This window comes from Mycobacterium deserti (assembly GCF_025345615.1).
Classification (GTDB): Bacteria; Actinomycetota; Actinomycetes; order Mycobacteriales; family Mycobacteriaceae; genus Mycobacterium; species Mycobacterium deserti.
This window is the reverse complement of record NZ_JAODWD010000001.1, coordinates 582,534-608,320: the sequence shown is the minus strand read 5'-3', so window position 1 is coordinate 608,320 and position 25,787 is coordinate 582,534. Positions and strand designations below refer to the sequence as shown.

Below are 25,787 nucleotides of genomic sequence, written 5' to 3'. Positions count from 1 at the left end.
GGTTAGCGGGTACCGGCGGTATCGCGTCAAGGCATTGGCGATGTTTTGGAGGCTACGCAGCTCACGGGCTATCCTGAACAGCAATCGCCGACGCCGCAGATGCGCGCGGTGCGAAGACTTAGCCCGTTCAAGAGGAGATTCCGATCATGGCTGTGCCCAAGCGCAGGATGTCGCGTTCGAACACCCGTAGCCGGCGTGCGCAGTGGAAAGCCGAGCGCCCCAACCTCGTCGGCGTGACGGTCGCCGGCCAGCAGCACAAGGTGCCGCGTCGCCTGCTCAAGGCCGCACGTCTCGGCCTTATCGATCTGGATCGCCGCTAACCTCTTCCCACCAGCGATGTCGCCGGTCGAACGGCTCCCACCCGCCTCTCAGGTCACTCTCAGATAAGCAGTCGACACTGTGGCTGTGCGCATTCTTGTCGTCGACGACGATCGCGCGGTGCGCGAATCGCTGCGCCGCTCCCTGTCATTCAACGGTTACTCCGTCGAATTGGCCCAGGACGGCCTCGAAGCCCTTGACCGAATCTCGAGTGATCGGCCCGATGCTCTGGTCCTCGACGTGATGATGCCGCGGCTCGACGGCCTGGAAGTGTGCCGCCAGCTGCGCAGCACCGGCGACGACCTGCCGATCCTGGTCCTCACTGCGCGCGATTCGGTGTCCGAGCGGGTCGCCGGTCTGGACGCGGGCGCCGACGACTACCTGCCGAAACCCTTCGCCTTGGAGGAACTGCTCGCGCGGATGCGCGCGCTGCTGCGGCGCCGCACCATCCCCGAGGACGGCGCCGACACACCTGCGCTGACCTTCTCCGACCTGTCGCTGGACCCGATCACCCGGGAGGTGACCCGCGGGCAGCGCTCGATCAGCCTCACCCGCACCGAGTTCGCGCTGTTGGAGATGTTGATTGCGAACCCCAGGCGGGTGCTCACCCGCAGCCGAATCCTCGAAGAGGTGTGGGGCTTCGATTTCCCGACGTCCGGCAACGCCCTCGAGGTATACGTCGGATATCTGCGCCGCAAGACCGAGTCCGAAGGAGAGCCGCGACTGATCCACACCGTGCGCGGGGTGGGTTATGTGCTGCGCGAGACGCCTCCGTGATGTTCGTTTCAAGACTCAAGCGGCCGAGGCCCACGGCGTCGGCGCGCCCGACGAGCGCTGGATTGTCGGCTCCGCCGACGAGCGCTGGATTGTCGGCTCCGCCGACGAGCAGTTCACTGTCGTTGCGGTGGCGGGTGATGCTGCTCGCAATGTCAATGGTGGCGATGGTCGTGGTGTTGATGGCCGTGGCCGTCTGGGCCGTGATGTCACGCGCGCTCTACGACGACGTCGACAACCAACTGCACAGCCGCGCGCGGCTGCTGATCGAGAGCGGGTCGCTTGCCAGTGACCCCGGCAAGGCCATCGAGGGCACCGCCTACTCCGACGTCAACGCGATGCTGGTGGTTCCGGGACGCGCCATCTTCACCGCGAACCAGGAGGGCCAGACGCTTCCGCTCGGCAGCCCCGAGAAGGCGGTGATCAAGGGCGAGCTGATCATGTCGCTGCGCAGCGTCAACCATCAACGGGTCCTGGCCATGCACCTGTCCAATGACAGCTCGTTACTGATTTCCAAGAGCATGTGGCCGACGATCCAGGTGCTCAACCGGTTGGGCACCGTGTTGTTCATCATCGGCGGAGTCGGGGTGGTGGTGGCCGCGATGGCCGGTGGCGCGGTGGCCCGCGCCGGGCTGCGCCCGGTAGCGCGGCTGACGGAGGCGGCCGAACGGGTCGCCCGTACCGACGACCTGAGGCCCATCCCGGTGTTCGGCAGCGACGAGCTGGCCCGGCTCACCGAGGCGTTCAACATGATGTTGCGCGCCCTCGCCGAATCCCGCGACCGCCAGGCGCGGCTGGTCACCGACGCCGGCCACGAGCTACGAACGCCGCTGACGTCGTTGCGCACCAACGTCGAATTGCTGATCGCCTCGATGGCCCCCGGCGCGCCGCGATTGCCGGAGGACGAGATGGCCGAGCTGCGCGCGGACGTCGTCGGCCAGATCGAGGAATTGTCCACTCTCGTGGGCGATCTCGTGGACCTCACCCGTGAGGAGGCCGGCGGGGTCATTCACGAGCCCGTCGACATGTCCGAAGTCGTGGACCGCTCGCTGGAGCGGGTTCGCCGTCGGCGCAACGACATCGACTTCGACGTGACGATCACGCCCTGGCAGGTTTACGGCGACGGCGGCGGGCTGGAGCGAGCGGTGCTCAACCTGCTGGACAACGCGGCGAAATGGAGTCCACCCGGAGGGCGGGTCGGCGTCCGGTTGACTCAGGTCGCCCCGGCGCACGCCGAACTCGTGGTCTCCGACCAGGGCCCGGGTATTCCGCCGGAGGAGCGGGGAATGGTGTTCGACCGGTTCTTCCGTTCGGCGTCCGCCCGAGCGATGCCCGGTTCCGGGCTCGGGCTGGCCATCGTGAAACAGGTGGTGTTCAAACACGGCGGTACGCTGCGCGTCCAGGACACCGTCCCGGGCGGGCAGCCGCCGGGTGCCTCGATTCATGTGGTGTTGCCCGGCCGGCCGATGACCGACGCTGTGACCGAGCGCATCGAAGTCCGACACGCTCCCAAGGGCGTGGACTCGCCATCGGGCAATGCCGACAATGGCTGAAGTCTATGCAAGTGTCGATGGTTCTCTAAGTGGATTCTCAGCCCATTTGGGCACTGTGAGCATGCGCCCACACGTTTAGCTGAACGAGACCGAACGGGACAGACCGGGACAGTCGAGGCCCTACCAGAGGAAGAGCACCGCAGCGACATGACGAACCATCCGAGGTACTCGCCGCCACCGCCGCCGGGCCGCCGGCCGAGTGGGCACGAGCAAGCGGCGTCCGGCTACCCCGGTCCGCACCGGCCCGGTTCGTACCAGCAGCAGTACGACTGGCGCTACACGACGCAGCAGCAACCGCATCCCACGCAGACCTTTCGCGCGCCCTACGACCCCTACCGTGGCGCACCGCAACAGCCGCCGGCTCCGCGACCACCTCAAAAGCGTTCGCGTGCAGGCGCTTTGACCGCAGGCGCTATCGCCGTGGCGATCGTCTCTTCCGGCATCGGCGGGGGCGTCGCACTGCTGGCGCAACCGAACTCGCCCGGAGCCACCTCGGCGCTCGGCGGCGCGGCGCCCAGCGTTCCCGCCGCAAGCCTGCCCGCAGGCTCGGTCGAGCAGGTGGCGGCGAAGGTGGTGCCCAGCGTCGTCAAGCTCGAAGTCGAGATGGGTCGCGCATCCGAGGAGGGCTCGGGGGTGCTGCTGTCCTCCGACGGTCTCATCCTGACCAACAACCACGTCGTGTCGGGCGCGCAGGACACCCCGGGTGGGCCCGGTGCCGGGCAGACCAAGGTGACGTTCGCCGACGGCCGCACCGCGCCGTTCTCCGTTGTCGGCACCGACCCGAGCAGCGACATCGCAGTCGTTCGCGCCCAGGGGGTGTCGGACCTGACGCCCGTCACGATCGGCTCGTCGGCCGACCTGCGGGTGGGACAGGATGTGGTGGCGATCGGCTCGCCGCTCGGCCTGGAGGGCACCGTGACCACCGGCATCATCAGCGCGCTGAACAGGCCCGTGGCCGCGGGCGGCGACGCGCGCAACCAGAACACGGTGCTCGACGCGATCCAGACCGATGCCGCGATCAACCCCGGCAACTCGGGCGGCGCGCTGGTCAACATGAAGGGCGAGCTCGTCGGCATCAACTCGGCCATCGCCACGCTGGGTGGCGACGCCGGGCCACAAGCGCAGAGCGGATCGATCGGGCTGGGCTTCGCCATCCCCGTCGACCAGGCCAAGCGCATCGCTGACGAACTGATCGAGAACGGAACCGCCGCGCACGCGTCACTCGGCGTGCAGGTGGGCAACGACGCGGCAACCGACGGTGCGCGCATCGTCGAGGTCACCGAGGGCGGCGCGGCGGCCAAGGCCGGTCTGCCCAGCGGCGTCGTGGTCACGAAGGTCAATGACCGGGTGATCAACAGCGCCGACGCGCTGGTCGCAGCGGTCCGGTCCAAGGCGCCCGGCGACTCGGTGACCCTGACGTACCTGGATCCCACGGGCAAGCCGCAGACGGTGCAGGTCACGCTCGGAAAGGCGCCGCAGTGAGCCCCGGGCCCGGACCCGGGCCCACCGCACTGAGAGTGGCCGCGTCTCTGTCTGTTCCGAGTTATACGGTTGCAGTCATGGAACAGCCTGGGGAGTTGGTGGGCCGCGCTCTGGTCGTGGTCGTGGATGACCGCACCGCGCACGGAGACGAGGAAGACCACAGCGGACCGTTGGTCACCGAATTGCTGGGTGAGGCGGGGTTCGTCGTCGACGGTGTCGTCGTGGTCTCCTCCGACGAGGTCGAGATCCGCAACGCCCTGAACACGGCCGTGATCGGCGGCGTCGACCTGGTCGTATCGGTCGGCGGCACCGGGGTCACCCCGCGCGATGTGACGCCCGAGGCGACGCTCGACATCCTCGACCGCGAACTGCTCGGCATCTCCGAGGCGCTGCGTGCGTCGGGACTATCGGCGGGCATCGTCGACGCCGGGGTGTCGCGCGGACTCGCCGGAATCTCCGGCAGCACGCTCGTAGTTAACCTCGCCGGGTCTCGTGCGGCGGTACGCGACGGCATGGCCACGCTCAGTCCGCTCGCCGTCCAGATCATCGGCCAGCTATCCAGCTTGGAGATCTAGCGAGTGGACTCGCTGGCGATACGTCGCCACACCCGTCGACGCCGCACCGCCCGCCGCCGCGCGCGCCCGGGCGGTGTCGGCACGCCCGCCGGATTGTTAACCCCCGGTGAACAGCAATCTTTCGCCGAATGTGATCTTTGTCACAGTAAAGATCGACTGTGACTGACAGCGCAGAGCCGCCGCCAGGGGCAGTTAACTTTCGACCCGCGGATCCCTGGCGCGACATGTCGGCTGACGAGCGCGACATTATTTCGCCCGACGACGAGGCCGAACGCGAGCGGTGGATGCGCGACAACACGCCGCCACACCACCTCTGAACTGCCTTTTCATCCCGAGGAGCGGCCGGGCGGGACGGCCGCCCGTTCGTCGTATCCGGTGGCGGCGTATGAGGCGGCGAATCGGAATTGATCATGGTGGCGGAGCCGGGCAGGTACGGCCGATGCGGCGCTGACGCCACGCGCGCGTATCAGCAAACTTCCCGGCGCCCTCGCCGCAACATCGTGTCGGCTGACCCTCGCGTTGCCGGGTGGTTGCGCCACCGTTATGTTCCTCGTGTCAACGATGAGCAAAACGTAAGAGCAGCATGTGAGGATTCTCATTTGCGTCACATGTGACTCTTGCGTCGTGTGTGGTGTAGGTGTACGGCCAGGCACGAACAACAACACGGTGGTCCAGCCCGGGCCACCGTCGAATAGCTAGGGAGAACATGAAGGCAATCAGTCGGGTGCTGATCGCGATGGTCGCGGCCGTTGCGTCGCTGTTCGTGAGCACTGGCACCTCTCACGCAGGTCTGGACAACGAACTGAGTCTGGTGGACGGACAGGACCGGACCCTGACCATCCAGCAGTGGGACACCTTCCTCAATGGTGTCTTCCCCTTGGACCGCAACCGGCTGACCCGTGAGTGGTTCCACAGTGGCCGTGCGAAGTACATCGTCGCCGGCGAGGGCGCCGACGACTTCGAGGGCACCCTCGAGCTCGGCTACCAGATCGGCTTCCCCTGGTCGCTGGGTGTGGGTATCAACTTCAACTACACCACCCCGAACATCCTGTTCGACCAGGCGCCGCTGCCTGCCGTGGGCGATTTCAGCGCCGGGTTCATCACCACGCCGAACCTGTTCCCCGGTGTGTCGATCAACGCCGACCTCGGCAACGGCCCCGGTATCACGGAGGTCGCGACGTTCTCGGTTGACGTCGAGGGCGCCAACGGCGGTGTGGCGGTGTCGAACGCACACGGCACGGTGACCGGCGCTGCCGGCGGTGTGCTGCTGCGTCCGTTCGCTCGGCTCATCTCCTCGGCTGGTGACAGCGTCACCACCTACGGCGAGCCCTGGAACATGAACTAACTCCCAGCTCTGACAAGACAGCCCCCGGGGTGACCCGGGGGCTGTTTTGTGTTCTGTTCGGCTACGACTTGTCCGCGCTCGTCGTGTGGGCGGTGCCGGGACTGAGCGCGGTGGTGTCGGTGGCAGTGGCCCCGTTGGCCTCGGCGAGGATGTTGCGGATCTCGGTCAGCAGCGTCAGTTCGGTGTCCTGCGCCTGCTCGACTTCACCCTTCTTGCGCAAGCGGTTGTACGGTGCCACGACAAGGAAGTAGACCACCGCCGCGACCAGGATGAAGTTGACCGCGGCCGACAGCAGGATGTTGAGATTGATGGCCTGTCCGCCGCCGATGTCGTATCGCAGGATGCCGAAGTCGGCGTCGCCCCCGGCACCGACGCGGTTGACGAGCGGCGCCACGATGCTCTCGGTGAACTTGGTGACCAGCGCCGTGAACGCGGTACCGATGACCACTGCGATCGAGAGGTCGACGATATTGCCGCGGGCCAGAAATTCTTTGAACCCCTTCAACATGCGCTGCGCCCTTCCTGACATTGATGTCCCCGAATTGGAGAAACGTCACGTTAGTCCGCGGGTGAGTAGGCCACGGCACCGCCGTTGCGCCCACCACGCCGCTGCCGCAGCCTTGAGGAGGACTTCAGTGGAACGTCAAGGTGACCGTCTGCACCAGCGCCGCTGCCGCGACCTCGTTGGCGGCGTGACCGGGTAAGGCGACCAGCACGACGCGGTCGCCGCCGGCGCCGGGCCCGCTCGGCTTCGCCGACACCAGCACGACGATCGCATCCGTCGCGACAACCTGTGGTTGCGCCTCGACGTCGGCGTCCTTGGCGGCGAGGACGTCGACCACGTCGCCGGGGCGAATGAGGTCGAGCAGCGCGGGGTCGTCGAGGTGAAGCGGAACGATCCGCGCGGTCGGCCCCGCCGCCGACTCGGCCAGTCGGGGCCCGAGGAGGCGTACATCGGTGAGCGGCTCGCCCCGTCTGGCCGGGCCGGCCAGCGTTGCGCCGACCACAGCGCTCAGATCGGCTTGCGAACCGTCGGGAACCGTTGTGACAATGCGGCTTTCGAGACGCACATCGTCGCCGGTGAGTTCGATTCCGGGCGCCAGATCGCGTGCCGCGACCACGATGTCGGTGCGGTCGTCGGCCGGGTCCGGGCGAAAAGCGGCGACGGCGGCCAGCACGACCAGCCCGCCCGCCGCGATTCGGCGCGCCGCGACCGTACGGGACCAGTCGGGGCGCAGCGCGGCGAGCCGGCCTAACGCCGACGGATTCAGAGACTCCCCCATGACTGCCACCGTAGGCAGCGGGGGTCAACCAGGGGACGGGCTCGAGCCCGCCTGTGGATAACTCCGGTCAGTTGGAGGCCGCAGCGGCCGGGGCCGAACTGCTGGAGCCGGACTTCGAGTCGCTCGAAGAGCTCGAACTCGACTTGTCGGACGACTTGGCTGAGGACGTGTCGGATTTCTCCGACGACGTCGATGAACTCGACGACTCCGAACTGCTGCTCGAGGACCCGTTCGACGACGTCTTGGCCGACTCGCGGCTGTCGGTGCGGTAGAAGCCGCTGCCCTTGAACACCACTCCGACATTGCCGAAGAGCTTGCGCAGACGACCGTTGCACTCGCCGCACGTCGTCAGCGCGTCGTCACTGAACGCCTGCACCGCATCGAACCGGTGACCGCATTCGGTGCATGCATAGGAGTAGGTGGGCACGACAACCTCCGAGACGAGTTAAGTATTTAGCACTCTACCGGCTGAAGTGCCAGAACCGCTATGTGGCTCGCGTCATTCCCGACAGGGCCACCAGGCCCGCATTCGGCGTCAGCGCATGCGTTACGCGCACGTCGTGGGGTTCGGCGGGCAGCCGCTCAACAAGCTCGTCGTCGCGCACGACTGCGACCAGCCGCGCCGACGTCGAGGCCAGCGGGAGGCTGCGGTCGTAGAAGCCGGCGCCGCGCCCCAGCCGTACCCCTGCGCGGTCCACCGCCAGCGCGGGCACGAGCACCACCGACGCGCTCGCGATGGCCTCGGCGGATAGCCGCGGTTCGGCGGGCTCGCGCAGGCCGAATTGCGCGTCGATCAGACCACCGGGGCGGTATTCACCCCACTGCAGCGGCTGCTCGACGTCCGCGGCGACCGGCAGCAGCACCCGGACGTGCCGACGGTGCAGCGAGTCGATCAGTTCGAGAGAGCCCGGTTCGGACCCGACCGGGACGTACGCGCACACGGTTGAGCCTTCGACGACCAGCGACGCCGAGTGCGCGACCAGTGCACGCGCCTCGACGGCGCGCTGCTGGGCGGATACGGCACGGCGGGCAGCGAGGATCGCGCCGCGCAGCACGTCCTTCGTCTCGCTCACGTGCCGCCTCCAAAAGCGTCCTCGGCGGGTTTAACCGACCTCCGGAGGTTAATCTGTCAACCGTGACACCGCCTGAGGTAACGATTCCACACACCGCGGTCGTCCCGGCGGCGGGACTGGGGACGCGATTCCTGCCCGCTACCAAGACGATTCCCAAAGAGCTTCTGCCCGTTGTGGACACACCCGGGATCGAACTGGTGGCCGCCGAAGCCGCCGAAGCGGGCGCCGAGCGCCTGGTCATCGTCACCTCCGAGGGCAAAGACAGCGTGGTGGCGCACTTTGTCGAGGATCTCGTACTCGAGGGCACCCTCGAAGCGCGCGGCAAGACGTCGATGCTGGAGAAGGTCCGCCGGGCGCCCGAGCTGATCAAGGTCGAGTCGGTGGTGCAGGCGCAACCGCTGGGTCTCGGCCACGCGGTCGGCTGTGTGGAACCCGTTCTGACACCCGAGGACGACGCCATCGCGGTGCTGTTGCCCGACGATCTGGTGCTGCCCACCGGGGTGCTCGTGACCATGTCGAAGGTGCGCGCGAAGCGCGGCGGCTCGGTGCTGTGCGCCATCGAGGTACCCCGCGACGAGATCAGCGCGTACGGCGTCTTCGACGTCGAACCCGTCAAAGACACGAACAACGCGAACGTGATGCGGGTCAAGGGGATGTTCGAGAAGCCCAAGGCCGAGAATGCGCCGTCACCGTATGCGGCCGCGGGCCGCTACGTGCTCGACCGGGCGATCTTCGATGCGCTCAAGCGGGTTCCGCGAGGCGCCGGTGGCGAGATTCAGTTGACCGACGCGATCGCGTTGCTGATCAACGAGGGCCATCCCGTGCACGTCGTCGTGCACCGCGGCTCTCGACACGACCTCGGAAATCCCGGCGGCTATCTCAAGGCTGCGGTTGACTTTGCGTTGGAGCGCGACGACTACGGGCCCGATTTGCGACGGTGGCTGGTAGAACGACTGGGGCTGATCGACTGCTGAAGCCCCTGAGTCCAGATAGGGGTGCGGTGCGTTCGGTCGAGGAACAGCAAGCGCGAGTTGCGGCTGCGGCGGTAGCGCCGCGGCCGGTCCGGGTGGCGATCGCCGAGGCGCAGGGACTGATGTGCGCCGAGGAGGTTGTCACTGAGCGACCGCTGCCCGGATTCGACCAGGCGGCGATCGACGGATACGCCGTGCGCAGCGTCGACGTGCTGGGCGTCGGCGGTGACGAGGAGGACGGCGACGACGAGGGCGACCGCGAGGTCAGCCTCCCCGTGATGGCCTCGATCGAGGCGGGCGCGCGCAACCCGAGCCGGTTGCAGCCTCGGCAGGCCGCTCGCGTGCAGACCGGCGCGCCGATGCCGACGCTCGCCGACGCGGTGCTTCCGCTGCGCTGGACCGACGGCGGCGAGGCCCGGGTGACCGTGCTGCGCGGCGTCCGGTCGGGGGCCTATGTCCGTCGCACCGGCGACGACGTGCAGCCCGGTGACGTGGCGGTGCGCGCGGGCACGATCATCGGTCCCGCCCAGGTGGGCCTGCTGGCCGCGGTGGGGCGCGATCGCGTCCTGGTGCATCCGCGGCCGCGGTTGTCGGTGATGTGCGTGGGTGGTGAGCTGGTCGACGTGTCCCGGACGCCGGGCAACGGCCAGGTCTACGACGTCAACTCCTACGCACTGGCCGCGGCCGGCCGCGATGCGGGCGCCGAGGTGAACCGGGTCGGCATCGTCGACACCGACCCGAAGGAACTGCGCGAAGTGGTCGAGGGGCAGATCAACCGCGCCGAGGTGGTGGTGATCGCAGGCGCCGTCGGCGGTGCGGCCGCAGAAGCCGTCCGGTCGGTGCTCGCCGACCTCGGCGAGATGGAGGTGACGCGCATCGCGATGCATCCGGGCTCGGTGCAGGGGTTCGGCCAACTCGGCCGCGACGGCGTGCCCGTGTTCCTGCTGCCGGCCAATCCGGTCAGCGCGCTCGTGGTGTTCGAGGTGATGGTGCGTCCGCTGATTCGGCTGTCGCTGGGCAAGCGACAGGCACACCGGCGAATCGTGCAGGCACGCACGCTGTCTCCGATCAATTCGGTCGCGGGCCGCAAGGGTTACCTGCGTGGGCAGTTGATGCGCGATCAGGACACCGGCGAATACCTGGTGCAGGCGCTCGGCGGGGCACCGGGCGCTTCTCATCTACTTGCCACGCTCGCCGAGGCGAACTGTCTGGTGACCATCCCCACCGAGGCCGAAGAGGTCCGCACCGGTGAGATCGTCGACGTCGCATTCCTGGCCCAGCGCGGCTGATTCGACCATGCGGCGCCCGGCGTGAGTCTGTTGCGGTCCAGTTCGATGCATCCGGGTTGGCCGATGCCTGCTGGACCGTTGCGGGTGCGCGCCGGCGTGGTCCGGTTGCGGCCGGTGCGGCTGCGCGACGGCGCCGTGTGGAGCCGCACCAGGCTCGCCGACCGCGCTCACCTCGAGCCGTGGGAGCCGGCAACGGGCATGGATTGGGAGACGCGGCATGCGATCACGTCGTGGCCGTCGGTGTGTTCGGGCCTACGCTCGGAAGCTCGTAAAGGCCGCATGCTGCCGTATGTCATCGAGGTGGACGGGCAGTTCAGCGGACAGCTGACCATCGGCAACGTCACCCATGGTGCGCTGCGCTCGGCATGGATCGGCTACTGGGTGGCCAGTTCGATCACCGGGGGAGGGGTGGCGACCGCGGCGCTGGCGCTGGGCCTCGACCACTGCTTCGGCCCGGTCATGCTGCACCGTGTCGAGGCGACGGTGCGTCCAGAGAACGCCGCGAGCCGCGCCGTGCTGACGAAGGCCGGGTTCCGCGAGGAGGGGCTGCTTCGGCGCTACCTCGAGGTCGACGGCGCATGGCGCGACCACAAGTTGGTCGCCATCACCGTCGAGGAACTCAACGGCTCCGCGGCGTCGGCGCTGGTCCGCCACGGGCACGCGAACTGGACGTAGGTCACGGTGCTTCGTGACAGCAATTCAGGCCACGGTGTTACAAATGTGACATTTGTGACTGTTGGTGCTTGCTCGCACTGAATTACAGGTGTGTAATTGGTCTCGGCGCGCCGCCCATGGATGCGCAGGTCACGGACCTAGCCTGAAGGGGAAAGGAGCAGGCGACATGCCAAGCATCCCCCAATCACTTCTGTGGATTTCCCTCGTCGTTCTCTGGCTGTTCGTGCTGGTGCCGATGCTGATCAGCAAGCGCGACGCCGTCCGGCGCACCAGCGATGTGGCGCTCGCGACGCGCGTGCTCAACAGCGGGAGCAATGCCCGGCTGCGCCGCCCGCGCCCCGCGGCCGGCCACGCCAGCGATCCCGACTGGCAGCCGTCTCAAGACGATCTCGACGAGGACCTCGACGAGCGCGCCGAGGACGAACCGGTGGTGCGCGCCGCGGTCGTCGAGGCCGTCGAAGAGCGGTCGGAGGACAGCGAATCAGGCGAATTGCCATTGCCTTTCGACGAGCCTGCCCTCGAAGCGGTCGAAACCGTCGAGGTTCAGGCCGTCGAGACCGCCGACATCGCCGAGAGCGACGAGAGCGACGAGAGTGACGAGGCCGACGACGAGTACGAATATGTCGCCGATTCTTCGGGTCTGGAGGCTGCGTCGGAGACCGACCTGCGGCTGGCCGATTCGCTGAGCGCGGCGCGCGAGCGTCGGTACGAGTCGAAGACGGCCGCCGCGGTGAGCGCCCGCAAGTACAGATTCCGCAGGCGCATGCTGATGGCGATGGCGGCGACGCTGATCGCCTCGGTTGTCGCGGCCTACCTCGTGGCACCTGCGCTGTGGTGGATGTGTGGCGCCATCGGCGTGGTCACCGTGCTGTACCTGGGATACCTGCGGCGCCAGACCCGCATCGAGGAGAGGTTGCGCCGCAGGCGGGCACAGCGGATGGCACGGTCGCGCCTTGGCGTGGAGAACACCGACGACAGGGAGTTCGACGTCGTGCCCTCACGGTTGCGCAGGCCCGGTTCGGTGGTGCTCGAGATCGACGATGAGGACCCGATCTTCGAGCACCTCGACTACGCGCCGTTCGCCCGGGGATTCGACCTGCCTCGCGCGGCAGGCCAGTAGCGCCGTCGGTTTCGACCGACGCGTCGCGACTGGTAGCCTGTGCTACCGGTATCAGGGGCTATGGCGCAGTTGGTAGCGCGACTCGTTCGCATCGAGTAGGTCAGGGGTTCGATTCCCCTTAGCTCCACACAATCTTCAGAGCTCAGTGTCCGGCTCACCCCGTCGCATAAAGCTGGGTAACGCTGTCCACCAGGTCGCTCAATCCGGTGGGCCGGTGGTCGTGCCACCAGGCAAGCCTGACCGGTATGCGAGGGCCGTCCTTGATCGGCCGGAAAATCACCCCGGGGCGCGCATGGTGGTGGGCGGTGGCATCGGCAGTGATTCCCACGCCGCGTCCCGCGGCAATGGTGTCGAGCCAACTGTCCACATCGGCGGATTCGATGAATCGTGGTTGCGCAGCGGCGCCATGCCACAACTCACTGCTGGTGGTCCCCACCCGGGGATCGATGACCACTGCCCGGTCGGCGATCTCGGCCAAGCTCAACTGACGACGTCGCGACCACTGCGAATCATCGGACGCAAATGCCACAAGCCGCCGTTCCAGCCCCACCACCACGGACTTGAAGTGCTTTTCATCAACTGCTCGTCGCACTATTGCGACGTCGCACAGCCCTTCGGCCAGACCGGCAGTGGGTGAGTTGTGCCGCACGAGTTGCAACTCGACCGCATCGTGGCGCTGAGCCCAGTCCCGTTGCAGGCGGGCCGTGTGCCGCCCTATCGCAGCCCACGCGTATCCCAACCGCAGGACGGCCTGGCGCGATCTCAGGAAGCTCGTGAAACTGTCTGCCTCGGACAGCACCCTGCGTGCATGAGGCACGATGAGCTGCCCTGGGGTTGTCAGCTCGCATCCTCTCGGGACACGCCGCAATAACCTGTCTCCGACTGTCCTTTCCAGGCCCGCGATCGTGCGCGACACCGCTGCTTGCGACACATGAAGCTGCTCCGCGGCTTCGGTGAATGAACCCGCTTCCGCGGCCACGACGAAGAATCGAAGCTCCCGCAGATTCCAATCCATAACTCAAGCGTATGGCAGACCCAATACATGCATTAGGTTTATGTACAGACAGAACTTACGTTGGCCACATGGGTACGGTCGCCCGCATGCGTGCGCACGGTGGGCCTGCGGGCGAGCTGGGACTTCTCGACGCGTCGTCGATGCGGCAGCAGCGTCGTGCAGGCATCGCCCTGATGCTTGCCAGCTCGGCATCGAACCAAACCGGCGCGGCGTTGGGAGCGATGGCGTTTCCGACCATCGGGCCGGTTGGTGTGGTCGCGATCCGGCAGGTCGTCACCGCGATCGTTCTGGTGCCGATCGTGCGCCCGAAGTTCCGCGGCCTACACAAGTTCCAATGGCTGCCGATCCTGGGTTTGGTCGTCGTGTTCAGTGTGATGAACCTGAGTCTGTACGCCGCGATCGACCGTATCGGCCTCGGCCTAGCTGTCACGCTGGAGTTTCTCGGCCCGCTTACGGTGGCGATCGCCAGCTCACGGCGTGCGCTCGACGTCGCAAGTGCCGTCCTGGCCTGCGTCGGCGTCGTGGTGCTGACTGCCCCTGGCCCAACGACCGACCTCGTCGGCGTCACCCTCGCCTTGCTCGCCGCGGCAGCATGGGGGTCTTACGTCTTGTTGAACCGGTCCGTCGGGCAACGCCTGCCCGGCCTGCAGGGAACCGCTGTAGCCAGCAGCGTGACCGCCGCCGCGTGGGCCCCGGTCGCCGTCGCATGGTTCGTTTCCCATGTACCCAGCGCGACGGCGGTGGCTCTCGCGGTCGCCTGCGGATTGATGTCTTCCATCGCGCCGTACGTCGCCGACCTGCTCGCACTGCGCCGAGTCCCAAACCACGTCTTCGGCACCTTCACCAGCGTTAATCCCATATGGGCGGCATTAGCGGGCTGGCTCGTCCTCCATCAAGCCCTCGGCGTGAACGAGTGGGTGGGCATTGGGTTGATTGTCGTGAGCAACGTCTTGGTCTCCGCATGCGGAGCGAGGGCACTGCCGACGCCTTGATCTCCATGTTCTGTTGCTTCTGCGCGGCACTGGTCGGGACAGTGGCAAGTACTCCGCACTGACAACTCGGACTTCATCTCCTGAGCGCCGTGACGGGGACGGCGTGCTGGTACGGGTTGTTCGTCGCGATCACGCTGTTCTCGCTGGCCAACACGACCCTGCTGACCTACAGCGCCCCTCTGCTGGCCGTCGCGATGATGTCGGTGCGCTGGCTGTCAGCCACCGAACCCGTCGCGAGGATCGACTGGCTCGTGTGGGACCACGCGCCGGCGCTGTCGGTGTATCTGGGGACGGCGCTGGTGATCGGCGGCGGACTGTCGCCGTCCGGTCAGGCCGAGCCAGAGCGTCTAGAAAATCAGGCCGTTGGCCCTGCTCGTCGCGGCGGCAAAGCGGTTCTGTACGTCCTCCCAGTTCACGACATTCCAGAACGCCGTGACGTAGTCAGCTTTGACGTTTTTGTACTGCAGGTAGTAGGCGTGCTCCCACATGTCGACCTGCAACAGCGGAATGATGCCCAGCGGCACGTTGGCCTGCTGGTCGTACAACTGGAACGTCAGCAGGCGTTGGCCGAGGGTGTCGAACCCCAGCACTGCCCATCCCGAGCCCTGAAGGCCGTTGGCCGCGGCGGCGAATTGGGCCTGAAACCTGTCGAACGAACCAAACTGGTCGTCGATGGCGGCGGCGAGGTCGCCGGTGGGCTTGTCGCCGCCGTTCGGCGACATGTTCTTCCACCAGATCGAATGGTTGACGTGCCCACCGAGATGGAACGCCAGGTTTTTCTCGTGCAAGAAGATCGCGCTGTGGTCGCCTCCGGCGCGCGCCTCCTCGAGCTTGGCGATCGCGTCGTTGAGCCCCTTCACGTAGGTGGCGTGGTGCTTACCGTGGTGAATCTCGTTGATCTGACCGGAGATATGCGGTTCCAGGGCGCCGTAGTCGTAGTCCAAGTCGGGCAGGGTGTACTCGGCCATGAAGTTCCTCTCTGCGTGCTCACTCGATGCCCTTCCAACGTATGGCCGCCAGCATCATCTGTCCACCTGTTCAGATGTGCAGAAGATGTGTACTCTGGTCTGCGCGGGCGGTCGTGAGTGGCGTCGATGCAGCACATCACGTAACGACTTGTCTTCCGGACAGCAGAAATGCCGCGGCCGTCCCGCTCGAACCATCGTGATCGCATCCGCCGCTCCAGTTGCTGAGGGTGCCGAGGGGCAAGCTGCCGGACGGCTGCACCGGTCAACGCGGCGGTCGGACCCCTTGGGACGGCCGCTACGACCCACGGCGAGAAGGCCCACTGGCACCCCCTGCGTGCACCTGGATCACGGCTTTGCTGACCGCCCGCCCGCCCGCGGCTCGTTGTGAGTATTCGCTTCACCTTGTTATGCGGCGAAGCGGCAATTAAGTGCGTGTTACCACACTTATGGCAAATATTGTTCGCTCTCCCGGGCGGTAATCAATTCGCACTCGAGTCGCCCGTTCGCCACAGCTAAGCCTGGCTAATCCATGCAACCGAAGGCGGCGCGGTAAACCGACAGGTCAATGCAATACTTTCAGGTATGTGACCCGGTAGGTAGCGACTCTGGCGGAATTAAATGCCGTGACCAGGACGCCCGGACATGGCGAGCCGTCGATGCAGGTGCGCACCTGGATACTCGGCAGGCGATTGAAGCATTCGTAAGGGCGAACACGCACGGCCCCGCCTTTGCCGCATTCGACGGGGAATTGGTATACGCCACCGTAAATACCGACCAGACGCGAAGCGCAATTTTGCCAAAACTGGCTGCGGATGCGTGGCCGCGATGGTTCGGGCGAATCTGTGGGAACTGTCCCATTCTTGAGAATACGCTGCTAGATCGGCTCTCATGGGGCGGTCGGGATCGCTGGAGCAAACGTATGCTGGCGATGTTCACGGTGCCGTGGGGCGCTCTGGGTGCGGCACCGGAACTCTTGCCGAGTCCCAGGTTGCCCGCCGACGTAGGTATGCGGACGACGGTCTTGTTGTGGTAGAACTAGGCCGCCCGCGTTCGCGCGGCAGGTGCACTTGTGGGTGGAAAGGCAGACAACATTTGTTGTCGGTTATCGCTATTCACGACGCCCATCTGCATACGGCCCGTCATCGTTGCCGGCCGGCTGTGCCGTTGGTTTTGCGTAACTGGGACGGACGGCTATTTTGCCCTTATCCTAATTCGGACGCACGTACCTAAGTGCACGCGGAGAAGAGGTTTTGAAACGGTGGGTCAATCGCGCGCAATTCCCGTCGCGGTGATTGGAATGTCATGCCGCCTTCCGGGCGGAATAGACTCTCCTGAGCGGCTGTGGGAAGCGTTGCTGAACGGCGAGGACTTCATTACCGAAGTCCCTGCCGACCGCTGGGACGCCGAGGAGTACTACGACCCGGAGCCGGGCGTGCCCGGCCGCTCGGTATCCAAGTGGGGCGCGTTCCTCGATGACGTCTCCGCCTTCGACGCTGCGTTCTTCGGCATCACCGAGCGCGAGGCCACGGCGATCGACCCGCAGCATCGGCTCCTGCTGGAGACCGCGTGGGAAGCCGTGGAGCACAGCGGGCTGAACCCGGCGTCGGTCGCGGGCTCTCAGACCGGCGTGTTCATGGGTGTGACCCACAACGACTACGCCTATCTGGCGGCCGACACCCAGGCGCTCGAAGGACCGTACGGGTTCACGGGGACCAGCTTCAGCCTGGCCTCCGGCCGCATCGCCTACGCGCTGGGCGTGCACGGGCCCGCCGTTACCGTCGACACTGCGTGCTCGTCAGGGCTGAGCGCCATCCACATGGCCTGCCGCAGCCTGCACGACGGGGAGAGCGACCTCGCGCTGGCCGGCGGAGTGTCGGTCCTGCTGGAACCCCGCAAGGCCGCGGGCGGCTCCGCGGCGGGCATGCTGTCGCCGACAGGCCGCTGCCACGCCTTCGACGTCGCCGCCGACGGGTTCGTCTCCGCCGAGGGCAGCGTCGTGCTGATGCTCAAGCGTCTTGACGATGCACTCACCGACGGTGATCGGATCCTCGCGGTCATCCGCGGCACCGCCACCAACCAGGACGGCCGAACCGTCAACATCTCGACGCCCTCCTCCGAGGCGCAAGCCGCGGTGTACCGGTCGGCGCTCGCGGCGGCCGACGTCGATGCCGCCAGCGTCGGCCTGGTCGAAGCGCACGGCACCGGCACACCGGTGGGCGACCCGCTCGAGTTCGCCAGCGTCGCCGAGGTCTACGGCACCGAAGGCCCCTGTGCCCTCGGGTCGATCAAGACCAACTTCGGCCACACGCAGTCGGCCGCAGGGGCACTGGGTGTGATGAAGGCGGTGCTCGCGGTTCAGCACGGTGTCGTGCCGCAGAACCTGCATTTCACCCGCCTGCCCGACGAGATGGCCCGACTGCAGACGAATCTCTTTGTGCCGCAGGCGAATACGGCGTGGCCGATCAGCGGCCCGCGCCGGGCGGGCGTGTCGGCCTACGGCTTGTCCGGCACCAACGTGCACGCCGTCGTCGAGCAGGCGCCGGAGCACGCGCCCGAGCCGCAGGCGGCGCGGACGGACTACGGCCCGCAGCTGTTCAGCCTGTCGTCGACCTCGGCGGACGAACTGCGCGCGACGGCGGGCCGGTTCGCCGACTGGCTCGCCAACGGTGGGGACGGAAACGGGCGTGGGCCGGCGATCGACCTGTGCGACCTGGCGTACACGCTGGCCCGCCGGCGCGGACACCGGTCAGTGCGGACCTCGGTGATCGCCAGCGGCCGCGAGGATCTGATCGCCAAGTTGCGGGAGGTCGCGGGCGGCGACAATCCGTATCTGCCCGCAGTCTCCCAAGATGACCGCGGCCCGGTGTGGGTGTTCTCCGGGCAGGGTTCGCAGTGGGCAGGCATGGGCACCGAACTGCTGGCTAGGGAGCCGGTTTTCGCGGCAACTGTTGCCGAGCTCGAGCCGCTGATTGCGCGTGAGTCGAATTTCTCGGTGACGCAAGCGATGTCGGCGCCCGACACGGTCACCGGGATCGACAAGGTGCAGCCGACCGTCTTCGCAGTCCAGGTGGCACTGGCCGCGACCGTGAAGTCCTACGGAGTGACCCCCGGCGCGGTCATCGGGCACTCCATGGGCGAGGTCGCCGCCGCGGTCGTGGCGGGCGCGCTGACGATGGACGACGGAGTGAAGGTCATCTGCCGTCGCTCCCGGCTGATGGCGCGCATCGCCGGCTCGGGCGCCATGGCGTCGGTGGAACTTCCCGCTCAACAGGTCCTTTCCGAACTCGCCGCACGCGGGACGACCGATGTCGTCCTGTCGGTGGTCGCCTCACCGCAGTCGACCGTCGTCGGTGGCGCGACGCAGTCCATCCGCGATCTGGTGGCGGCCTGGGAAGAGCGTGACGTGATGGCACGCGAGGTGGCCGTCGACGTCGCCTCCCACTCGCCGCAGGTCGACCCGATCCTCGAAGAGCTGGAAGAAGCCCTCGCCGACCTCGACCCGTCCGAACCGCAGATCCCGTACTACTCGGCAACGCTGTACGACCCGCGCGACGAGGCGGACTTCGAGGCGTACTACTGGGTGGACAACCTGCGCCACACGGTGCGCTTCGCAGCGGCGGTGCAGGCGGCCCTGGAGGACGGGCACCGGGTGTTCGCGGAACTGTCGCCGCATCCGCTGTTGAAGAACGCCGTCGAGCAGACGGCGCGCAACCTCGACGTCCCTTCGGCCGTGCTGGCCGGCATGCGTCGTCAGCAGGAAATGCCCTACGGCGTACGCGGACTCGTGGCCGATCTGCATGCCGTAGGTGCCGCGGTCGACTTCTCGGTGCTCTACCCGAGCGGGCGACTGGTGGACGCACCACTGCCATCGTGGACTCACACGCCGCTTTTGCTTGACCGTGACGGTCACGACGCGAACACCCGCGGCGCGTGCGTGGTCGCGGTGCATCCACTGCTCGGCTCGCACGTTGAACTGCCCGAGGAGCCCGAACGCCACATCTGGCAGGGGGAGGTCGGCACCGAAGCGCAGCCGTGGCTGGGCGATCACAAGGTGCACGACGTCGCTGTGCTGCCGGGTGCCGCGTACTGCGAGATGGCGCTGGCGGCCGCACGGGCTGTGCTCGGCGACGCGGGCGAGGTCCGCGACGTGTCGTTCGAAGAGATGCTGCTTCTCGACGAGACGACCCCGCTGTCGTCCTCGGCGGCGGTGCTCTCTGCCGGCGTCGTCGAGTTCGCTGTCGAGACGTACCGCGACGGCGAACGCACGCGGCGGGCCAATGCCACCCTGCACGAGGCGACCGCTGACGAGCCGGCGTCCTACGACGTCGACGGTCTCATCGCCGCGCATCCGGACAGCGTCGACGGAGCCGACCTGCGGGCCGCGTTCGGTGCGGTCGGAATTCACCACGGTGCCGCGTTCGCGGGCCTGGCCACGGCGTACACCGCGGAGGCGGACACCGTGATCGCCGCCGTCGCACTGCCCGGTCCGCTGCGGTCGCAGCAGGCCGGATACGGAGTACACCCGGCGTTGTTGGATGCCTGCTTCCAGTCGGTGGTCGCGCATCCCGACGTGCAGGCTGCTGCCTCGGGCGGCATGCTGCTGCCGTTGGGCGTGCGCAGCCTGCGGGCCTACGCGTCGGCGCGCAACGCGCACTACTGCTACAGCCGCATCGTCAAGGCCGACGTCGACGGTGTGGAAGCCGACCTCGACGTCCTCGACGAGCACGGCGCAGTCCTGTTGAGCGTCAAGGGACTACAGCTGGGCACCGGGGCCTCGGAGAAGGCGCAGGCCGACCGGCTGCTCAATGAGCGGCTGCTGACCATCGAGTGGCTGCAGCGCGAACTGCCCGAGTTCGACCAGGACCAGGCTGGCGCATGGCTTTTGGTCAACGTCAGCGACAACGGCAACGCGCTGGCCGCATCGCTCGGTGACGCTCTGAAGGCTGCGGGCGCCGACTGCACGACCATGGCCTGGCCCCAGCGCGCCGATCATCAGGCCAACGCCAAGCTGTTGGTCTCCCACGTGACCGAGCACGCGCTGAGCGGGGTGGTCATCGTGACCGCCGACGCCGACGAGGACGCAGACCCGGGAATCAGGGGTGGCGACTGCGTACGCCACGTGGTGCGGATCGCGCGTGAGCTGCCGGAGGTGCCGGGTGAGGCGCCGCGTCTGTACGTGGTGACACGCCACACGCAAAGCGTTGTCGCGGGCGATGTTCCGAATCTGGAGCACGCCGGACTGCGGGGTCTGGTGCGGGTGCTCGGGATGGAGCATCCGCGACTGCGCGCCACCCAGATCGACATCGACGACGCGACCGACGCCGCGCTGCTGGCGCCTGCGCTGCTTGCGGGCTCCGATGAGGACGAGACGGCGTGGCGTGCCGGCCTCTGGTACACCGCCCGGCTGAGTCCGGCTCCGCTGCGCGCCGAGGAGCGGCGAACCACCACCGTGGGCAACGAACACGACGGCATGCGGTTGCAGGTGCGCACGCCCGGAGACCTCGAATCACTGGAACTGGTTGCCTTCGACCGTGTTCCACCCGGCCCCGGCCAGATCGAGGTCGCGGTCAGCGCATCGAGCATCAACTTCGTCGACGTCCTCGTCGCATTCGGCCGCGCCCCCAGCTTCGACGGCCGGCTGCCTGAACTGGGTTCGGAGTTCGGCGGCGTCGTCACGGCCGTCGGCCCCGATGTGACGGCGCACAAGGTCGGAGACCGGGTTGGCGGCGTATCGGCCAACGGATGCTGGGGCACGTTCGTCACATGTGACGCCGACCTCGCGACGCCCTTGCCGAACGGACTCGAGGAGCACGAGGCGGCCGCGGTGGGTCTGGCCTACGCGACGGTGTGGCTCGGGCTCGAGGAGCTGGCACGCATCTCGGCAGGCGACAAGGTCCTGATCCACTCCGCAACCGGTGGCGTGGGCCAGGCGGCGATCGCGGTCGCCAGGGCGGCGGGCGCCGAGATCTTCGCCACCGCCGGTAGCGAGGACCGGCGAGCCTTGTTGCGGCAGTGGGGCATCGAGCACGTCTACGACTCACGCAGCACCGAATTCGCCGACCAGATCCGCAACGACACCGGCGGCTACGGGGTCGACATCGTGCTGAACTCCGTCACAGGGGCGGCGCAGCGAGCGGGGCTCGAACTGCTCGCCTTCGGTGGACGGTTCGTCGAGATCGGCAAGCGCGACATCTACGGCGACACCCGGTTGGGACTGTTCCCGTTCCGCCGCAACCTGTCGTTCTTCGCGGTGGACCTGGCGTTGATGACGGTCACCCACCCCGACAAAATCCGCAGGCTGTTGGCGAAGGTGTACGAACTGACCGCCGACGGCACGCTGCCGAAGCCGGACATCACCCGCTACCCGCTGACCGAGGCGGCCACCGCGATCCGACAGATCGGCGGAGCGCAGCACACCGGCAAGCTGGTGCTCGACGTGCCGCGCGAACCGCACAGCAGCGTAGTTGTTCCGCCGGAACAAGTTTCGGTGTTCCGGGCCGACGGCTCCTACATCATCACCGGCGGACTCGGTGGGCTTGGTCTTTTCCTCGCGGAGAAGATGGCCGAGGCCGGCTGCGGCCGTATCGTGCTGACGTCGCGCAGCCAGCCGAGCGTCCGTGCGCAGGAGATCGTCGACCTCGTCCGCTCCACCGGCGCCGACATCGTGGTCGAGTGCGGTGACATCGCCGCCGCGGGCACGGCCGAGCGACTGGTGTCGGCCGCGACGGCGACCGGGCTACCGCTGCGCGGTGTGCTGCACGCAGCCGCCGTCGTCGAGGACGCGACGCTGCCAAACATCACCGACGACCTCGTCGAACGAGACTGGGCGCCAAAGGTGTACGGGTCGCAGCGGCTGCACGAGGCGACCCTTGACCAGCCGCTGGACTGGTTCTGTGCCTTCTCTTCGGCTGCCGCACTCGTCGGCTCACCCGGTCAGGGCGCGTACGCCGCGGCCAACAGCTGGCTGGATGCGTTCATGCACTGGCGCCGTGCCCAGGGCCTGCCGGCCAGCACCATCGCGTGGGGCGCGTGGGCCGAGATCGGCAGGGGCACGGCGATGGCCGACGGCGACGCCGCGATCCTGCCTGACGAGGGCGCGTACGCCTTCGACGCGATGCTGCGCTACGACCGGGTTTACACCGGCTACGCACCGATACTCGGCACTCCCTGGCTGACGGCGTTCGCACAGCGCAGTCCGTTCGCGTCGGCATTCAAATCTGCGGGCCAAGGACCGGCGGAGGGAAGGAAACTGCGTGCTGAACTGGCATCGCTGCCACGGGAAGAGTGGCCGACACATCTTCGGCGACTCATCGCCGAACAGGTCGGTCTGATCCTGCGACGGGCGATCGATCCGGATCGCCCCCTGTCTGAGTACGGGCTCGATTCACTTGGCAATCTCGAGCTGCGTACCCGCATCGAAGCGGAGACGGGCGTTCGCATCAGTGCCATGGGCATCAACACGGTCCGAGCGTTGGCTGACAGCCTCTGCGACACGCTGGCCGCCGAAGAGGCGGTAACGGCGTCGTGACACCGGGCCAGGAGTAGGGGGAATACGTGTTCGCACTAGAGCCGATTCACGAGTGGGTCGACGTACCGGGCCAGCTCATCGCGTGGGAGCCCTCGCGGTCGACGCTTGCGAAGGTGGCCGAGGCGCCGGTGTCCGATGTTCCGCCCAGTTATCAGCAGGCACAGCACGTGCGGGCCTATCGCGAACACGCGACCCGTGGCACCGAGATGGCGAGGCTGACGATTCCGGCCTGGAACATCGCCGGCCGCTGCGACATTCGAGCGATGACGTACGTCATCAACGCCTACCTGCGCAGGCATGACACGTACCGCAGCCGGTTCGAGCTCACCGATGACGGCCAGGTCGTGCGTCGGACCCTCGGCAGTCCCAAGGACATCAAGATGGTCGCGACCGATCTCGGCGAGAAGTCCGCGTCCGAGTGGCGTGCGCACATCCTGCGCACGCCCGGCCCGCTTCAGTGGGATTGCTTCCGGTTCGGCGTCATTCAGCGCGCCGACCACTTCACCTTCTTCATGACCGTCGACCATGTTCACGTCGACGCCATGTTCATGGGGCTGGCGTTCGTCGAGCTCCACATGATGTACGCCGCGCTGGTCAACGGTGGGGCGCCTATTCCGCTTCCGGAAGCCGGCAGCTACGACGACTACTGCGTCCGGCAGCGAGCCTTCACCTCGGCGCTCACCGCGGACTCACCGCAGGTGCGCAGGTGGACGACGTTCGCGCAACGCAACAACGGCAGCCTGCCGCAGTTCCCGCTGCCGCTGGGCGACCCGTCGGTGCCGTGCGAAGGTGACCTTCTGACCATCGATCTGATGGACGACGAGACCTCGAACCACTTCGAATCGGCCTGCACCGGCGCCGGTGTGCGGTTCATCGGTGGCGTGTTCGCCGCCGCCGCGCTGGCCGAGCATCAGCTGACCGGGGTCGACACCTACCACGTGATCACTCCGACCAGCACCCGCAGCACCCATGCCGAGATGATGACCACAGGTTGGTTCACCGGAACGGTGCCGATCACCGTCCCGGTGACCGCAACGTCGTTCGCGGATACGGCGCGCGCCGCCCAGCATTCCTTCGACTCCGGAATCGAACTGGCGCACGTGCCGTTCGACCGGGTGCTCGAACTCGCGCCCCCGGAATGGGGACTGCGGGCACCCGGCTTCGGCGTCCCGATGATCTCCTACCTTGACGCGACACTTGCACCGCTCTCGCCGGCCGTCATCGCGGAGTGGAACGGGCTGAACGGCAAGATTTACAGCGAGCTCGGCGCGGCGCACCAGGTCGGGATGTGGATCAACCGCTTCGGCAACGGCACCTCGGTCACGGTCGCGTTCCCGAACAACCCAATCGCCCGCGAATCGGTCACCCGCTACATCGAGGCGATGAAGGCCGTGTTCGTGCGTGTCGCCGAGGGCCGCGAAGAGATGGCGCCCGCGTCGGACGACCTCATCGCACTGGACCTGAAGTCGGCTTAATGGCGGTTCCGGCCGACGATCGGATCTCGTTCACCGATCAGCTGTTGTTCCTCGGACAGCGCGCCACCGGCCAGGAACTCGCCATGCAGGTCGTCTGGGTGTACGAACGGGCCGTTGACCTCGACGGCGTGAGACGGTTTCACGAGAACTTCGGCTACGGACTGTTCGGCAGGCGGATCGAGCGGTCGCCGCTCCCGTTCGGCCGGCACCGGTGGGTCGCGGCCCAGGGACCGGCGGCCGAGCTGGACATCGCCGAATCCTCCCGTGCGCGAACAGGACTGAGCGACTGGCTTGACGAACGCGTTCAGTTGCCGATCGACCCGGAGTGGGGTCCGGGCTGGCACCTCGGGGTCCTGCCGATGACCGACGGATCGACCGCGGTCAGCCTGGTGATGTCGCACTGTCTGTCCGACGGTGTTGGGGCCTTACAAACCATCGTCGACGGGGTCAAAGGCAGCAAGCGCGATTTCGGCTATCGGCCACCGCGCTCACGCACGCGCAGGCGGGCGGTCGCCGACGATCTGCGCGACACGGTCAGCGCCGTTCCGGAGGTGGCCAGAACGGTCGTGACAGCGGCGCGGCAGGCGTTCGGACGCCGCCACGAGATCGCGCGACCGGGACCCGAAAAGGCAGCCATGGCACCGGTTCCCGACCGCGCAGTTGTCGCGCCGGCGATCACGATCTACATCGACGTCGACCACTGGGACGACCGAGCGCAGGCGCTCAACGGGGCCAGCCATTCGCTGGTCGCCGCCTTCGCCGCGAAGCTCGCCGACCGGGTGGGGCGCCGGCGCGTCGACGACGGCGCCGTCACCCTGCACGTCCCGATCAGTGACCGAGTCCCGGACGACACCAGGGCGAACGCGGCCTCGATCGCCACGGTAACCATTGACCCCGAGCAGGTTTCGACAGACTTGTCCGGCGTCCGGACAGCTGTCAAGGCGGCGCTGAACGCCCTTCGCGAGCAGCCCGACCCGACCCTAAAACTCCTCCCACTGACTCCGTTCGTCCCGAAGTGGGCGGTGAAACGGGGCTCCGACGTCGTGTTCGGATTCGCCGACCTGCCCGTATCCCTGTCCATTTTGGGCGATGTCGACCCCGTTGTGGCCAGAGTCGACGGCACCGACGCCGATTACGTCATGTTGCGTGGAGTCGACCGGCACGTCACGCAGCGTTATCTCGAACAACGGGGCGGACTGTTGACAGTGCTGGCCGGCCGCATCGGCGGCAGGATGTCCATCACGGTCGTGGCCTATCACCCGGGTGCGCAGAACTCGAAGCCCTGGCTGCGTCAGCTGGCGGCGGACACCATGGCCGACTTCGGCCTGACCGGTGTGATCGACTGACTCGA

The 25,787-nt window shown here is 67.3% G+C and carries 21 protein-coding genes and 1 tRNA gene; 16 read left to right on the top strand and 6 right to left on the bottom strand.

Annotated elements, in window-relative coordinates:
- The first annotated feature begins 146 nt into the window (after positions 1 to 146).
- The 7 genes from rpmF to N4S67_RS02995 all read left to right on the top strand — a co-directional run bounded on the left by rpmF (position 147) and on the right by N4S67_RS02995 (position 6,047).
- Complete coding sequence (gene rpmF, locus N4S67_RS03025) at positions 147 to 320, top strand: 50S ribosomal protein L32 (RefSeq protein ID WP_260991446.1); 174 nt, start codon at positions 147 to 149, stop codon at positions 318 to 320.
- An 85-nt stretch (positions 321 to 405) separates the two neighbouring features.
- Entirely contained in the window at positions 406 to 1,095 is a 690-nt protein-coding gene (locus tag N4S67_RS03020) for a response regulator transcription factor (protein ID WP_260991445.1), read from the top strand.
- A 137-nt stretch (positions 1,096 to 1,232) separates the two neighbouring features.
- Positions 1,233 to 2,645 carry a HAMP domain-containing sensor histidine kinase gene (locus N4S67_RS03015; protein ID WP_260991444.1) on the top strand — a complete coding sequence of 471 codons (1,413 nt, stop codon included), beginning with the start codon at positions 1,233 to 1,235 and terminating at the stop codon, positions 2,643 to 2,645.
- Between the two features lie 147 nt (positions 2,646 to 2,792).
- On the top strand, positions 2,793 to 4,127 hold the full coding sequence (locus tag N4S67_RS03010; protein ID WP_260991443.1) for a S1C family serine protease: 1,335 nt from the start codon (positions 2,793 to 2,795) through the stop codon (positions 4,125 to 4,127).
- Positions 4,128 to 4,156: 29 nt separating this feature from the next.
- Positions 4,157 to 4,702, top strand: a complete 546-nt coding sequence (locus N4S67_RS03005; protein WP_260992027.1) for a MogA/MoaB family molybdenum cofactor biosynthesis protein — start codon at positions 4,157 to 4,159, stop codon at positions 4,700 to 4,702.
- Positions 4,703 to 4,860: 158 nt separating this feature from the next.
- On the top strand, positions 4,861 to 5,019 hold the full coding sequence (locus tag N4S67_RS03000) for a hypothetical protein (RefSeq protein ID WP_260991442.1): 159 nt from the start codon (positions 4,861 to 4,863) through the stop codon (positions 5,017 to 5,019).
- A gap of 389 nt (positions 5,020 to 5,408) precedes the next feature.
- Entirely contained in the window at positions 5,409 to 6,047 is a 639-nt protein-coding gene (locus N4S67_RS02995; RefSeq protein ID WP_260991441.1) for an MspA family porin, read from the top strand.
- Positions 6,048 to 6,108: 61 nt separating this feature from the next.
- Here N4S67_RS02995 and mscL read toward each other — a convergent pair whose 3' ends face one another.
- From mscL to N4S67_RS02975, 4 genes are all read right to left on the bottom strand, one after another.
- Positions 6,109 to 6,555: a large-conductance mechanosensitive channel protein MscL gene (mscL, locus tag N4S67_RS02990; protein ID WP_260991440.1), complete on the bottom strand. Its 447-nt coding sequence runs from the start codon at positions 6,553 to 6,555 to the stop codon at positions 6,109 to 6,111.
- A 124-nt stretch (positions 6,556 to 6,679) separates the two neighbouring features.
- Positions 6,680 to 7,330 (bottom strand): SAF domain-containing protein, encoded by a 651-nt coding sequence (locus tag N4S67_RS02985; protein ID WP_260991439.1) that lies wholly within the window; start codon positions 7,328 to 7,330, stop codon positions 6,680 to 6,682.
- Between the two features lie 67 nt (positions 7,331 to 7,397).
- Complete coding sequence (locus N4S67_RS02980; protein WP_260991438.1) at positions 7,398 to 7,757, bottom strand: FmdB family zinc ribbon protein; 360 nt, start codon at positions 7,755 to 7,757, stop codon at positions 7,398 to 7,400.
- 58 nt (positions 7,758 to 7,815) lie between these two features.
- Complete coding sequence (locus tag N4S67_RS02975) at positions 7,816 to 8,403, bottom strand: 5-formyltetrahydrofolate cyclo-ligase (RefSeq protein ID WP_260991437.1); 588 nt, start codon at positions 8,401 to 8,403, stop codon at positions 7,816 to 7,818.
- 62 nt (positions 8,404 to 8,465) lie between these two features.
- Here N4S67_RS02975 and N4S67_RS02970 point away from each other — a divergent pair, with 62 nt between their 5' ends.
- The 5 genes from N4S67_RS02970 (at position 8,466) to N4S67_RS02950 (ending at position 12,585) form a co-directional block, all read left to right on the top strand.
- Positions 8,466 to 9,377 carry a UTP--glucose-1-phosphate uridylyltransferase gene (locus N4S67_RS02970; protein ID WP_260991436.1) on the top strand — a complete coding sequence of 304 codons (912 nt, stop codon included), beginning with the start codon at positions 8,466 to 8,468 and terminating at the stop codon, positions 9,375 to 9,377.
- A 26-nt stretch (positions 9,378 to 9,403) separates the two neighbouring features.
- Positions 9,404 to 10,663 carry a molybdotransferase-like divisome protein Glp gene (gene glp, locus N4S67_RS02965; protein WP_260991435.1) on the top strand — a complete coding sequence of 420 codons (1,260 nt, stop codon included), beginning with the start codon at positions 9,404 to 9,406 and terminating at the stop codon, positions 10,661 to 10,663.
- A gap of 21 nt (positions 10,664 to 10,684) precedes the next feature.
- Positions 10,685 to 11,338: a GNAT family N-acetyltransferase gene (locus tag N4S67_RS02960; RefSeq protein ID WP_260991434.1), complete on the top strand. Its 654-nt coding sequence runs from the start codon at positions 10,685 to 10,687 to the stop codon at positions 11,336 to 11,338.
- A gap of 166 nt (positions 11,339 to 11,504) precedes the next feature.
- On the top strand, positions 11,505 to 12,458 hold the full coding sequence (gene sepX / locus N4S67_RS02955) for a divisome protein SepX/GlpR (RefSeq protein ID WP_260991433.1): 954 nt from the start codon (positions 11,505 to 11,507) through the stop codon (positions 12,456 to 12,458).
- Between the two features lie 54 nt (positions 12,459 to 12,512).
- A tRNA-Ala gene (locus N4S67_RS02950) sits at positions 12,513 to 12,585 on the top strand.
- Positions 12,586 to 12,612: 27 nt separating this feature from the next.
- On the opposite strand, the gene N4S67_RS02945 is transcribed toward N4S67_RS02950, so the two are convergent.
- A complete protein-coding gene (locus N4S67_RS02945) occupies positions 12,613 to 13,473 on the bottom strand; it encodes a LysR family transcriptional regulator (RefSeq protein WP_260991432.1) in 861 nt (286 codons plus the stop codon).
- 68 nt (positions 13,474 to 13,541) lie between these two features.
- Here N4S67_RS02945 and N4S67_RS02940 point away from each other — a divergent pair, with 68 nt between their 5' ends.
- Positions 13,542 to 14,465 (top strand): EamA family transporter, encoded by a 924-nt coding sequence (locus N4S67_RS02940; protein ID WP_313959921.1) that lies wholly within the window; start codon positions 13,542 to 13,544, stop codon positions 14,463 to 14,465.
- A 347-nt stretch (positions 14,466 to 14,812) separates the two neighbouring features.
- On the opposite strand, the gene N4S67_RS02935 is transcribed toward N4S67_RS02940, so the two are convergent.
- Positions 14,813 to 15,433, bottom strand: coding sequence for a superoxide dismutase (locus tag N4S67_RS02935; RefSeq protein WP_260991431.1), 621 nt, complete (start codon positions 15,431 to 15,433; stop codon positions 14,813 to 14,815).
- Positions 15,434 to 16,691: 1,258 nt separating this feature from the next.
- Here N4S67_RS02935 and pks2 point away from each other — a divergent pair.
- From pks2 to N4S67_RS02920, 3 genes are read left to right on the top strand one after another with little or no spacing between them, the layout of a single operon-like run.
- Positions 16,692 to 22,961, top strand: coding sequence for a sulfolipid-1 biosynthesis phthioceranic/hydroxyphthioceranic acid synthase (gene pks2, locus N4S67_RS02930; protein WP_260991430.1), 6,270 nt, complete (start codon positions 16,692 to 16,694; stop codon positions 22,959 to 22,961).
- Positions 22,962 to 22,987: 26 nt separating this feature from the next.
- The gene (locus N4S67_RS02925; protein ID WP_260991429.1) at positions 22,988 to 24,436 is read left to right on the top strand and encodes a condensation domain-containing protein; all 1,449 of its coding nucleotides are present in this window, start codon (positions 22,988 to 22,990) and stop codon (positions 24,434 to 24,436) included.
- A complete protein-coding gene (locus N4S67_RS02920; protein ID WP_260991428.1) occupies positions 24,436 to 25,782 on the top strand; it encodes a hypothetical protein in 1,347 nt (448 codons plus the stop codon). The genes N4S67_RS02925 and N4S67_RS02920 overlap by 1 nt, the downstream gene beginning before the upstream one ends.
- Positions 25,783 to 25,787 lie beyond the last annotated feature (5 nt).